The 13,536-nt window shown below is 50.7% G+C and carries 9 protein-coding genes; 1 reads left to right on the plus strand and 8 read right to left on the minus strand.

The annotated features are described in order from the left end of the window. From tnpB to L691_RS0112630, 6 genes are all read right to left on the minus strand, one after another. On the minus strand, window positions 1-102 hold a 102-nt coding region (gene tnpB / locus L691_RS34275), incomplete at its 3' end, for an IS66 family insertion sequence element accessory protein TnpB (RefSeq protein WP_036736881.1). A 60-nt stretch (window positions 103-162) separates the two neighbouring features. Next, the gene (gene tnpA / locus L691_RS34280; protein WP_408634747.1) at window positions 163-417 is read right to left on the minus strand and encodes an IS66 family insertion sequence element accessory protein TnpA; all 255 of its coding nucleotides are present in this window, start codon (window positions 415-417) and stop codon (window positions 163-165) included. A gap of 286 nt (window positions 418-703) precedes the next feature. Beyond that, window positions 704-1,180, minus strand: a complete 477-nt coding sequence (locus L691_RS0112615; protein ID WP_025690878.1) for a DinB family protein — start codon at window positions 1,178-1,180, stop codon at window positions 704-706. Between the two features lie 31 nt (window positions 1,181-1,211). Then, on the minus strand, window positions 1,212-2,696 hold the full coding sequence (locus L691_RS0112620; RefSeq protein WP_025690879.1) for an amidase family protein: 1,485 nt from the start codon (window positions 2,694-2,696) through the stop codon (window positions 1,212-1,214). 47 nt (window positions 2,697-2,743) lie between these two features. Continuing rightward, window positions 2,744-3,499, minus strand: coding sequence for an N-acetyltransferase (locus L691_RS0112625; RefSeq protein WP_025690880.1), 756 nt, complete (start codon window positions 3,497-3,499; stop codon window positions 2,744-2,746). A gap of 117 nt (window positions 3,500-3,616) precedes the next feature. Then, window positions 3,617-4,381, minus strand: coding sequence for a VOC family protein (locus tag L691_RS0112630; protein ID WP_025690881.1), 765 nt, complete (start codon window positions 4,379-4,381; stop codon window positions 3,617-3,619). Window positions 4,382-4,633: 252 nt separating this feature from the next. On the opposite strand from L691_RS0112630, the gene L691_RS0112635 reads away from it, so the two are divergent. Further along, a complete protein-coding gene (locus L691_RS0112635; protein WP_025690882.1) occupies window positions 4,634-6,133 on the plus strand; it encodes a hypothetical protein in 1,500 nt (499 codons plus the stop codon). A gap of 181 nt (window positions 6,134-6,314) precedes the next feature. On the opposite strand, the gene L691_RS30685 is transcribed toward L691_RS0112635, so the two are convergent. Together L691_RS30685 and L691_RS0112645 are read right to left on the minus strand one after the other, a co-directional pair. Then, on the minus strand, window positions 6,315-12,941 hold the full coding sequence (locus L691_RS30685) for a non-ribosomal peptide synthetase (protein WP_025690883.1): 6,627 nt from the start codon (window positions 12,939-12,941) through the stop codon (window positions 6,315-6,317). Between the two features lie 23 nt (window positions 12,942-12,964). Next, window positions 12,965-13,536, minus strand: a 572-nt coding sequence (locus tag L691_RS0112645; protein ID WP_198023032.1) for a phosphopantetheine-binding protein, incomplete at its 5' end; no start/stop codon positions are given.

Raw genomic sequence — 13,536 nt, forward strand, 5'->3', positions numbered from 1 at the left:
AAGTTGAAAACTCTCCTGAACTAGGGCAGCAAGCCCGTCGATGGACTTGCGCAAATCCGTGCTGCCGCCAGCTAAATAGACCTTCTCTGGCAGCGTCAGCATACTGCCTCCAGCGCACGAACGACCTGACGAAGCAGTTCGGGAGAAAAGCCTTCCTGTAGGTCAATGGCTACCGGACCCATCCGGACCCATTCGAAGAGTCAATGAGGTTAACGGGGATTGTGGGGACACGGTAACCGGGATAAAGTGAGGAGGAAAAGTCGGAGTCCTTTCGGAATCTATTTTTCGGAGCCAGTATTTCAATTGATGGAGGGTCACTCCCTGCATTTGGCACCAAGCAGACATGGTGAGGCCACTTGCTCGATAGTCCATGATGCGTTCCGTCCATTGATGCTGGCGTAGTTCTGCTTTGGTCATCTCGCATATCTCCTTGATTTAAGATATGCCTATGATCTCATGACTGGCTTATGGTTTACAGGTGTGCTGAGTTTGACGCTTTCCTAAGAAACGCAGGAGCTTGCCGATAGATTTCTCGATTCAAATCAAAATCCTCTATGTATACTGCAGCTATTTTCATATAGATGAACCTTTCACAGATAGGATATTCCCCCTCAAGACCTGGTTCTGAAGCTCTGGTCATGAGGGGGATAGCATGTCCCATTGTTGTTACACCTTGTGAGCAGTGTGATTTCGCCTTAAGAGATCAGCTGGCCTGCAAGTATTGCTGGAGTGGGACCATATGATGGCGGTCATGCCAGATAAAGTCCTGTAGATACTGCGGGATATAGAACTCGTTACCGTCAGCATCCGTATATTTTTGCGCGATGACCTCTTCTGGCATGCTGCTGATTTCATGAATGATCTTCATCCGGATATCGATTGCCTGCTGGATCAATTCCTCGGTAGAGACGGCCGCTGCATAATCTACAGCTTCTTTATTGAAGTCATCATATTTCAAATGCTGAAGCGTCAAGGCTTCTCCTGCAGCTATTTTTGCAATGGCTGTGTCATAGAAGTATTGGTCCCATCTCATCATGTGGGAGACAATGTCCTTAATCGACCATTTTCCCGTCTCCAGGCTTGAAGCCCATTGTGCTTCATTCAGTCCTTTCAATTCCTCGAAAAATAGAGCCCATTGTTCAAACGTTGTAAGCAGTGAGTTTAATTCATTAGTGATCATTTTACACTCTCCTTTAATGTTAACACCAAGCCTAAACAGACGCCGCCCTATAAGCTGTTGGAGGAGCAAATCCGCCAGTTATTTCTTCACAGATCTCTGCAAAGTCTATGGTCAGATGATCCTGAAATTGACCGGACACAATTTGAATGCCGCAGGGCAGCTCCCCGTCCTTATGCTGGAGGGGCATGACCGTTGCAGGCAAGCCCAGTACGGTGGCGAGTACATTCCAGATCAGATGCTCGTTATATCCGACCGTAACGCCATTAACGTCTAGACTTCTTCTATGTACAGCCTGCTGCATGTGTGGAATAGCTAAAACAGGGCTGACCGGCAGCAGCAGCACATCGTATTCCTGAAATAGCGCAGCAAATTTCCGGTGGTATTCCTGCCGTAGCTGATCCGTCTGCCGATGCTCGGCGGGGCCATCATTCATGGCCGCATAATATCTGTCCAGCCCTTCCGGGAAAGCTGAATTGAAGGCTTTGGACATACGAAGTCCCAGTGAAGCCAGGCTGGCCACCATGCGCTGTCTCGCATTAAAAGAGGTGCCCACCATCCGGGCAGAGAGCTGAATCGCAAGCTCAAACAGCTCGTTCAGGCGGATGCCTGTCGGCAGCTGATTGTGTATTTCTATTTCCGCTTTGCGAGAGAGCTCTGTAATAAATTCCTCATATCTGCGCTTAATCTTGCCATCCACTTCATGAGCCGCATCTCCGAACCAAGTAAGCACTTTAATCTTACTTTTGGTCTTCAAGGTATTACAAGTAAAGTCAGGCTTCAATGGCACCTCTAGCCAAGGCTTATAGAGCACATTCATCATGAACCGCAAGTCGGCCGCACAGCGGGCTAGAGGACCTGCTGCTGACAAATCAGGCTCTGTAGGGTCCCCAGGATCACCACCGGGAACATGGCCTCTAACAGATAGGGTTCCTAGGCTGCAGCGGTGCGCATATACTCCCGTGTAATGAGCCGGGATACGAAGACAGCCTATCAGATCGCTTCCGAATTCCACAGGAGTCAGGCCTGCCGCCAGTGCAGCGGCACTTCCTCCTGAAGACCCGCCGGGGCTTAAGCGATGATCCCATGGATTGTTGGTGGTTCCATAGAGATCATTATAGGTCTGCCAGTCTGATGTCATGGTAGGCACATTTGTTTTTCCCATGATGATCACCCCGGCGTCGATCAGTCGTTGAATGGCCGGAGCATTGTCCTGGGCCACGTTGTCCCGCAGATGCTTGGCACCCGAGGTGGTTCGTAGTCCCTTCACATTAAAGGATTCCTTGACCGTCATGGGCAGACCATGCAGCGGACCCCGGATCCGCCCCCCCCGCCGCTGCAAGTCAGCCTGCTCCGCCTGCTCTATGGCGGCTTCTCTCTGCTCCTGAATCACAGCATTAATCGCAGGATTGAGATGATCTATTCGGTTGTAATAATAATCCACCAGCTGCTTGGAAGTCACCTGTCCTTCTCTAAGATATTGCAACAGATCCGAGGCGGTTTGATAGGCCCATTCCATCTGCGCTCCTCCTTCGTTTGTACTCCTAGCAATTCCTGCTTCTCCGGTTACAAAGACTTCTCGAGCAGCTTTTCGAATTTGCCTGCACTCATAATTTCATGTGTCACGAATTTACCGTTATAGAACAAGCTGAACGTTGTCCATATGGCAGGAGATTCCTGAGCCTCTTCTCTTGTCGTTATGCGCTGGGTCTGAAAGGGAACGCCCTTGGCCTCTGCCACTTTGCGCAAATCCTCCAGCACTCCCATGGCAAACGGGCACTGGGTCGTATAGTATATAAAAATACCTTGGTCCGAGCTTGGCTTCCCCTGAACCGATGCTTTAAACGCGGGGTTTGGCGCATGCTCATTCCATTTAAGAACCAAGAGTTCAAAGTAGGGATCGGCTTGATCTGCTACGGTGAAGCCCATGTGCTCAAGATAGCGTTTGTCACTCAGATAAGGCATCTTCTTCTTGCTGGACAAATGGACAATGCCGTCCATTCCCGCCTTCTTTGCATCTTGGATACATTGCTCCAGCAGGTTTCTGCTGTGGCCGCTCCCTTTATGCCGCCCTGAAACCCAAAGGCAGTCAATATACATATAATTCGGAGCGTCGATGGGTACCCATGCTTTCTCGGCAGGCAAATACTCGATAAATACTTTGGCTCTGTCATCAAGCCGATAGAATTTAAGCCCTTCCTCCATACGCTCGCTAAGCCATTGCTTCTTCTCACGCACCGCATCCTCATACTGCTTGGCACCCAGTGCACAGCAAATATGCTCTCTATCGATATTCTCCTTCGTAATTTGCAAGTAAACCATTATTGTATGCCTCTTCCCTTCTGTATTCAGTTCTGATGAGCTATGGGGAAGCTGACAAGAAGCTCTTATGCCGCTAAACCTGCCAAGCTCCCCTTCTATTCAATTTTAATATTGAGATTAAAAGCCGCTCTGTACGGAAAAATAAGCTCCATTAGGATCACATATGGTGGCAAACCGGCCGGATCCCGGGATATCCGTAGGTGGGACGATGATTTGTGCTCCAAGCTCCTGGGCTTTCTTTACCGTCTCATCACACTCAGGAACCTTGAAGTATATCCCCCAGTTACTAACCATGCCTTTCATCTCAGGGGAAATCTGCTTGATTCCGGCTGCATATTGTTCTCCCGCTTGGAACTGAAGGTAAGGTCCGGCCGGAGTGGGAATCTCCTCCTTCGACCATCCAAGCAGCCCTGTATAAAAATCAGCCGCTGCATACAAGTCTGTGGTGTAGAGCTCATGCCAATCCATACTGTACGGGGCGTGAACAAGACCAGCTCCCGGATGCTCACCTGGCTCCCAGAGAGCAACCATAGCGCCTGTAGGGTCGCGGAATGCACACATACTTCCCTTATCTCCCACTTGCTTTGGCGCAATCAGCATTTCAGCCCCGAGCTGCTGGGCTTTCATACTGGATGCTTCAAGGTTATTAACGGCAATATAACAGCCCCAATAGGATGGGATCGTACCTTCACCGATTCCATACATCGCTACAATATCCTGATTGTTATATTGATAGACCGTATACGTCTGGTCCTGACCGAATGTAGATTCCTGAACGGTCCAAGGAAACAGCTCGGTATAAAATTTAACTGAAGTTTCAGGCTGGTTACTCCCCAGCTCTGCCCAGCAAAACAAGCCTTCCGTATAAGATTTGGTCACCATCGTGCGCATCCTCCCTTAATGTGTAATAGCCTCTCGGCATTCGCCGAGGCTTGTGGCGTAAGGCTTCTCCTTGTATCGATTACGTACGTTCCTCCCACATTTGCGGGGGAATTTTTCATTTCAGTGACAATCTGAATTGGAAATTTTCAGCTGCACATTTCTCAAAAAAACACTTGACTTTTCATAGGTCGCCTCAAAATCGCGTGAGAAGGGAATCGATGTTCTCTTACTACACCCGATTGGAGTGCTTTCATGAAACCATCCTTCGTCAGCCATGCAGACTACCAGCAGTTCGTGTTCGATCGTCTTCGTCAGCATTATTCCAACGGCGCAGCCGTTCTCGTTCGTAACGATTGGCCTGTCATCTGGAAATGTTACATCTCCGACCTTTCGCATACGACATCATTTCTCTACAAGGGGTATTCGGCCAAAGGCCCGGCTCCTCGCGATCCAGCTTCCATGCTGCGTTCGTATTTACTTTTTCTGCTTGTTAGACCTGAAATCGGCCTTACCCAATGGGTGGATGAGTTATACCGAGTTCCGCTCTACGCCATTCTTAGCGGATTTGAGCCCGGCGATATTCCCGGTGTCGGCACCTTTTACGACTTTCTCTCTCGCTTCTGGGCTGCGGAGAAGAGCAATCTAAAGCCTAAGGTCAAACCCAGACGCCGTAAACCCAAGAGGGGCAAGAAAGGAGAGAAAGCACCCACCACCTCAACTGGCAAAGTCAAACGGCTCGTCGAACGAATTTTAAGGAACGGTATGCCTAAGCAGCACCAGCCGTTTGACCGTCTGCTAGCATTTTTCCAATCCCAAATCATCGCGGTTTCCGAAAAGTACGGCTTACTGGGGAACGCCACGACGCTGACCATTGCCGGTGACGGTACGCCAGTTGTTACCTCCGCCTATCCCCGCAGCAAAGCGGTGTGTGATTGTCATGCCCGCGGTATAGCGAAATGCCACCACCCTCGCCTGTACTCCCAACCCGATTGCGACTCGGGGTGGGACAGTGCACGAGAGAGATACTTTAGTGGATACCACCTATACATGTTGACTGCTGCTAACCGTCCGCATGATCTGCCGTTGTACCCTAGACTCCAGCCCGCCTCGCGACACGATGCGCTGAGCTTTGTCGTTAGTACCGTGGAATTTTCGCAACGTTTCACGTTGGGCATGGTTGATAAGATGCTGCTAGACGCTGCTCACGATGCTGGCGCCATCTACGATTTGCTAGCCCACCAGAACATTCAGCCTTTCATTGACCTCAATGTACGGGCCACCAAAAATCTCGAAACCCACAGTGACATCCGCATCTCCCCCAAAGGTATTCCGATTTGCCCGGCAGGCCTTGAGATGAAACGGAATGGCTTTGAACCGCCCCGAAAACGATTCAAGTGGATCTGCCCGCTGATGACCACGCGCACCAAATGTGCTTGTACGACACCTTGTTCGTCAACGAAGTATGGTCGTTCTTTTCATACGGCATCTAAAGACAATCCGCGTCTCTTCCCGGAAACGCCTCGCGATTCCGAGGCTTGGAAGCTCCTTTACAAACGCCGTACCACCGTAGAGCGTTCCAACAAACGGGAAAAGATTGATTACAAGCTTGAAGCCGGACGCCACCGTTCCACTAAGATGTGGTACATCCGCCTCTATGGGATTATGATCTGCCAACACATGGATGCCTGGTTCGCACATCGTAAAGCTGACCTGAAACCACTGCAAACCCAATGGCTTCAGAGCGCTTCGTAGTGACCGGCCTTCTTTTTCAAAAATATATCCCTATCCGGCTTCTTTGTTGCTCCTATTTTTGAAAGTGGATTTCATAACCATTCTTTCCAGCTTTAATTCAGTCCTTTCAGACCGGATCGCCCCCCCTTACTCCGAGAGCCTATTTATGATTTCGAACTGCCTTGTCATTCTCATGTGCGAATTATCTTGATGTCCCCATCCTGCCAGCAAACTGCTGTAAAGCCGCTCTTCTCAAGCTGGCTCGCTCCTCTTCCGCCTCCTTCAGATGATTCTCGTCATGCTCTTCTTCGTGGACAAGAAACTCTGTTAGATCCTTAACGGTAGTGTAACGGAATAGCTCAACCATCGTTAGACGAGATCCGTATTGATTTTGCAGCTCCCGGAATACAGCTACCATCGAGACGGAATCCCCTCCAAGATCAAAGAAATTATCATGAATGCCAATTTGGTCTTTTCCCAGCACTTGGCGCCATGCGGCCATAATCTCATTTTGAATGCGCAGCATTTCCGGACGCTGCTTCTGCTCTGGGATCGATGACACCGTCGCCGGAATCTCTGTTTTTGAAGCGATGAAAGAGATTGCTCGCCGATCTACTTTACCGTTTAAGGCTAGTGGAAAATCATCCAGTTCATGCACGGAAGCAGGAATCATATAAGCAGGGAGGCGCTCCTTCAAGTAAGCTGTCATCGCTTTGGCCATATCCGGCTTGGCCTCTTGATGCTCTGTCTTATTCGATGAGTACAGATTCATTTCTTCTACCTGTCCTTGTAGCGTCATCTGGCTCGGCTCGATCCCGCCTCCCAGCAAACAGTGCAAGTAGACATCACTGCTTCGCAGACGGAACAGCGGGCGGATCATATCAAATCCAAGGGTTCCCATCTGGATCAGACCAATATTGTGCGCTGTGCCTTTATCTTCCAGAAGCTGAGAGATGATTCCCGCTTCCATCATGGCATATCCCAATCCTTCCTTATGCCCATACATGGGCGCAATGGCATCCATACAACCGATCAGAAATACACTGAAGGCCGAGGCCTCAAATACCGGACGATTGGCCGGGGAATGAATGAGGTTATCTAGCTCTAGGTCTTCCTCGATGAGGGTAAGCTGGTGCTCTTTTCGATCGTAATAATAGAGCCCGCCTGGTAAGCTGTCTACAGCATTAGGCTTTAGATAGAAATACACCTGTACCGGATATAAGCCACCCGCAGAGCCGTATTGAAACTTAGGAAAAGGAAGACCGTCGAACGTTCGCTGAGATAAGCATGCAGCAAATTGGCCGAAGCTCTCTTGCGAAATGGGTTCCCTCTTAAAGCGCCGATAACTGCGCCGGCGTAAATAAGGAGCTGCCAGCTCCTCAGGATCATCCGAGCTGTACAGCCGGTATCCGGTCCCGGTAAGGTCTTTGCGCAGCGCAGGCTCGCTCAGTTTGAACACCATGCGTTCAACCGAATCGGTAATAAGCTCTTCCCCTGCAAGGCCAGCCACCCCAAAGGCTTGTTCACGATCCACCCTCACATAAGCGGATAAGCGCTTGCGGTCACCCTCTCCTTTAGCTACAACAACTGCATCCTGCACATAAGGATGGGCTTTCAAGGCAGCCTCAATCTCACCGAGTTCAATCCGGTGCCCACGCACTTTGATCTGCAAATCGTCCCGTCCCATAAATTCAATATGGCCATCCTTGGCATAGCGGCCTTTGTCTCCAGTCCGGTACAGCCTTTCACCCGTAAGGGGATGATGGACAAAGCGCTCCCTTGTCCGCTCTTCATCCTTCCAATATCCAAGGGCTACTCCGATGCCGCCGATCCACAGCTCGCCGCAAACCCCAGCCGGGCATTCCTCCATCCGTTCATTCAGGACATACACCCGCTGGTTAGCAAGTGATCTTCCGTAAGGGATGCTTGTCCAATCCGGATGAACCTGGTTCACAGGATAATAAATGGACCAAATGGAAGCCTCTGTCGCTCCGCCAAGCGAAACTATCTCTGCCTGCTCATGAAGCCTCCAAATTGCATTTGGCAAGCTGAGCGGGATCCAATCCCCACTGAGTAGAACCAGCCGTAAGGATGTAAGCGGACTTGCCTCCATTTCCTTACAGTACTCTGTGAACATGCTCATCAGGGCAGGAACCGTGTTCCATAGAGTAACTCCTGTTCTTATCATCATATCCAGCCAGTGGGAAGGATCTCTCAGCCGCTCCTTGTCAGGCAGCACAATCGCTCCCCCTGCTGAGAGCATCCCAAAGATATCAAACACGGACAGGTCAAAGCTCAGCTGGGAGAGGCCGAGCATTACATCATTAGAACCGATCCCGAATTTCTGAATGATCGCTTCGATGGTATTGATGGCCCCCCGATGATCGATCATGACTCCCTTAGGTACTCCGGTACTGCCGGAAGTATAAATGATATAAGCCAGCCGTTCTTCCGCATTGCTGTCTAGTTCACCATATTCTCCGTCTGCGGTGGATGAAGAAGACAGTACAATGACTTCAACTGAAGGCCACTCGGCCTGGCTGATTCCCGGCTGAATCACGGCTGCTCTTACCTCGCCAAGGCGTAGTAATTCTGCGATTCTGGCTTGGGGAAGGGCGGCATCAATCGGCAGATAAGCAGCTTTGGCTTTGAGAATACCCAGCACCGCGGCAATTTGCTCCCATCCCTTCGACATTACTACAGCAACAGGTTCACCAGGCAGGATTCCAATTCCTAGAAGTTGGCCCGCTACATAATTGGCGTAATCATTCAGTTCAGAGTAGGTTAGCTCCCGTTCCGGGGTAATGACTGCCGTAGCGCCCGGCTGGGCTTTAACCTGGTCATGAAACTTATCCAGCAGTGAACCTGGCCGCTCTCCTGCTCCGGCGAAGCTGTCCGCGCCTTGCACATCGTGAATAATCTTCAGCTGCTCGAGATGCGGTAAAAGTGAGGCCTCATGGACATGCAGCGGAAGCGGGTCATGCCATACCTCTTCTGTGGCAGCCAGAAGTCCCAGCAGCTGGACATATGCGGCGAACATCTCATCCAGCATTCCTGCAGGAAACAGTTCCTCTACCGCATCCCAGTTGAGGTGCAGCTCCCCGCCTCTTTCCATCACCTGATAATCCAGCCATACTTGAGGGGTCTGGGACACACTGTAGCGATCTTCCTGAGCTGCTGCAGATTCATTGGCCTCTAAGCTGTCACCTTGATTGAGAATGCTTGTGAAGATGATCGGAACGATGGCTCTAGACGGCTCTTTGCTCCTGGATAGCAGCTCACGTGTAACTCGGACTCCGCTGAAATAACGGTGATCCATGTCCCGCAGCAGACGCTGCTGATGCCGCTGCGCTCTTTGCAGAAAAGAGTCGGGCTGCCGGTTATCAATCTCAAGCAAGGTCAGGGACGTGAAATCCCCAATGACTCTAGTTACCTCTGGGTGGAGTGGAAGCCGGTTGAACAATGTCAAATTCAGAGAGAAGTACGCACTGCGGCTCCAGGTCGTAATGATTTCCGCAAAGGCGGACAGCAGAATGACCGTTGGTGTAATTCCGTAGCCTTCGGCTCTTTTTTTCAGCTGCTGCCAATCCGTACGGGACAACGCATGCCGTCTTCGCTGAAAGGTCGGCTTCTCGATCTGGGCCGGATCCTTCACCAGATCGAATTGTGGGCCCGCCGGCAGGGAATCGATACGCTCCAGCCAGTAAGCTTCTGAACGGCGGAACAAATCGGTATGCTCGATGCGCTCACAGGTTAGGACGTAATCCCTAAATGACAGCTCTACATTTGGTAGTACTGTCTCAGGATGCTGGTATAATGCTGTCATCTCTTGAATAAGCAATTCCAGGCTCCAGGCATCGGCGATCAGCAGGTCTATGCTGATGTGAAGCCGGGTAAGTTGCCCGGGAAGTACGGTAGCTCTGACATCAAATAAGGGCCAAGTATAACAATCTAGCATCTGATGAGACATTTCTTCTCGCAGGGTTTCCATATGCTGCTGCCTAACTTCTTCAGAAGCCAATTCCATAGCATATTTCCGGATTCTGTACTCAGGTACCTCCGGCAGGATCTGCTGCTGTCCATTCGGAAGCATGATCGCTCTCAGCATTTCATGGCGTTCAATCAGGCTTTGAAATACCCGCTCAAATCGGGATAAATCGAGATCTGGAAGGTCATTCTCAAAATACATATGGGTGGAGACGTTCCCCAAATCTAAGTCTTCCGAGCGCCCAATCCAGTAGGCTTTCTGCACATCCGTCAGTGGAAACGGATTGTGCCTTTCATTCGGCTTCAGCTCTACTTCAGGAAGATTTGTATATAATCCAAGTCCGCTTTTTACCTGCTGTTCAACAAGGGATGCAAGGTCCTCCACCGTAGGATGATCAAAAAATTGCTGCATCGTTATCTCTGTGCCTAACGATTTGTTCAGCATGAAGAGAATCTGGGTAGCTAAGAGAGAATGGCCTCCAAGCTCAAAGAATGTCTCCTCGAAGTGAGTGATCTCAACCCCTAGCGAGCTCTCCCAAATCCCCTTGATATATTGCCGGTAATCGGTTATTTCCTCAGCTGAATTCATTGCCGAAACAGGTAAAGCGGCCGGCTCTGAATTGCGGTTAAGCGGGCCGATCCAGTAAACCTCCCTTTCGAACGGATAGGTCGGCAATTCCAGCCTTGCTCTCTGTTCCTGAGCATAATAGCTCGTCCAATTCACGCGGATTCCAGCTGTCCAAAGATTGGCCAGCCGGGTATGAAGCCAGCTTGGTCCATCGCTTTCCAGGTATGAGGCCATGGCCGGTTCATTGGTTTCAGAGCAGCCGAACTCAATCACGAACCCTAACTCTGGACTGGATAAGCTGTGCTGAAGGGTTGGGGAGGATTCATCCTCTGCTTGAAGCGCCTGCTCCAGTGCACGAGCAGGACTGCATTTTCCACTAAGCATCTGAGCAACCCATTCCCCAATCCCCTCACCTGACATGCCGGATGGCTCAATCCCCCATTCCATAAACAGACGGGCAAGTGCGACCTGAATTCCCCAGGAGGCCAATGGGTCCGTTACTGCGAATGTTGAAGTACGATCCGGGGCTGCAATCGCAGCCTTGAGATCATAAGGATACAGATCCCGAATGGCCTGCGAGATGTCTCCTACAATCTGCCTGAATCTGACGTTGTGCTCATACAGCTCCGATACGGCCTTCAAAGTCAACACAGGCACAAAAGAGAAATGAAAGTAGATCTTCTCCTTAGCTGTAGGCTTCTGTGCGGGAAATACATCAAAAGAAAGGCTGCGCTGCTGCTGCAGCAATTCCTCTCGGTTACGGAATACAACAGCAGCCCGGTGTTCAAAGACCGCCCTTCCGGTTTTGAGCGTGTACGCTAAATCCTTCAGATTGACATGAGGATGATCCTCCACATACTGATCCAAATTTGAACACATGCGCGCCAGTGCCTGCTGAGTCTTAGCGGAGATCACCAGAAGATCGCACTCGATCTCTTCTTCCTCCCTCTGCAGCGCGGGAGCCTCCGCAAGAACGAGATGGGCGTTGATCCCTCCAAGCCCAAAAGAGCTAACGCCAGCGAAGCGTCCATACTCTCCAGCTTCCCAGTTCGTGAGCATGGTATTGACGTAGAATGGACAATCCGGATCTTCCAGTCTTGGGTTAGGTGTTTCAAAATGAAGGCTGGCCGGGATTTGGCGATGCTTCAAGGCGAGCACCGTCTTTATCAGTCCGGCCATGCCGGAAGCCATCTCAACATGTCCTACATTGGTCTTGGCAGAGCCAATAGCGCAGAATTGAGTCTGCTGGACAGAGGCTAAGGCTCTGGATAACGCTTCAAGCTCAATGTCATCCCCTAGCGGGGTACCGCTTCCATGAGTCTCGATATAGGAAATAGCCTCAGGAGGAAGCTGAGCAACATTTAACGCTTCGGCAATGACGGATGCTTGGCCGTCAACTCCCGGTGCCGCATAACCAATGCGGTTAGCTCCGTCACTATTGATGGCAGAGCCCTTGATCACAGCATGAATCGTATCTTTGTCCCGAAGGGCATCCTCCAGCCGTTTGAGCACAACAATCCCGAGACCGTTACTGTACACTGTGCCTGTCGCCTCAGCATCAAAAGCTCTTAACTTACCATCCGCGGAAGTCAGCCCGCCTTGCTGATGGACATACCCTGGCACCTGTGGGAATTTGATCGTTACGCCGCCGGCTAGTGCTATATCGCACTGACCGCTTAACAAGCTCTCGCAAGCCAGATGGGCAGCTACCAGCGAAGTGGAGCAGGAGGTTTGAACGGCGACCACAGGCCCACGGATATTAAGCCGGTAAGCGACCTGGCTGGTCATATGATCCTTATCGTTTCCGATCATCAGCTGCAAGTCGCTGACCGATTCTTCCTGCTCTCTGGCTCCAAGCAGATGGTTGATCAGATAGGTACTGGAGCTTACACCTGCAAACAGTCCCATCAAGCCTTCGTATTCAAGCGCGTTGTACCCCGCCTTTTCGACAGCTTCCCATGCAGCTTCCAAGAATAAACGATGCTGCGGATCCATGATCTCAGCTTCTTTTGCTGTCAGCTTGAAGAAAGGCGCATCAAAGCGGGCTGTATGCTGTAGCGCCGTATTGACTCGAATAAGTGAAGAGCCAGAAAGCCGGCTTAAGGACTCAACGCCAGGGTCACCGGTAGTTGCAGATGCCAGCTGAAGGGCATCCACTCCTCCGGCCAGCAGCTCCCAGTATTGTTCCACTTTCTCTATTCCCGGAAATCGGCACACCATACTAATAATGGCAATTTCATTACTTACATCCTGCTCCAAGGGTAGGTTGCTCAATTTTTCTTCTCCTCCAGTCAAGATCATCTTCTCCGGGTTCGTCTTGCTCCCAAGCGTATTTCCGCCCGGCTCGCTGCCACTTCGGCCGCTGCAGCCGGTCTCGTATGCATATCGTGATCACGCCCGATATATTCAACCAGCATGGATAACGTGGTATGCCTGAATAATTCAACAACCGGAATCTCGCGGTTCAGCAGGGATTGAAGCTCTGTCTGCATTTGAATCAATTTCAGTGAATTGCCCCCAATATCGAAGAAATGTTCGTCAGGGGAAATATGATATAATCCGAGCAGCTTCTTCCAGATTGCCGCAATCTGTTCCTCTAATTGAGAGCTGGGAATCCAAGCTGTGGACTCGCACTCTGCAGGAACCAATTTTAGCAAGGCTTGACGGTCTACTTTTCCATTTACCGTTAAAGGCACTTGGGAAACAATCTGGATGTGCTGCGGAACCATGTAACCCGGCAATCTCTTCTTGGCATAGCATTTGATTGCTTCTTCTGATGCTTCTTGTGCTTCTCCACGATCAAGGGTAATAAAGGCCCGGAGCTGCTTGCGTTCGCCTTCGCCATCCACTAGGACAACGGCTTTTCGGG

This window comes from Paenibacillus zanthoxyli JH29 (genome assembly GCF_000520715.1).
GTDB lineage: Bacteria > Bacillota > Bacilli > Paenibacillales > Paenibacillaceae > Paenibacillus_AQ > Paenibacillus_AQ zanthoxyli.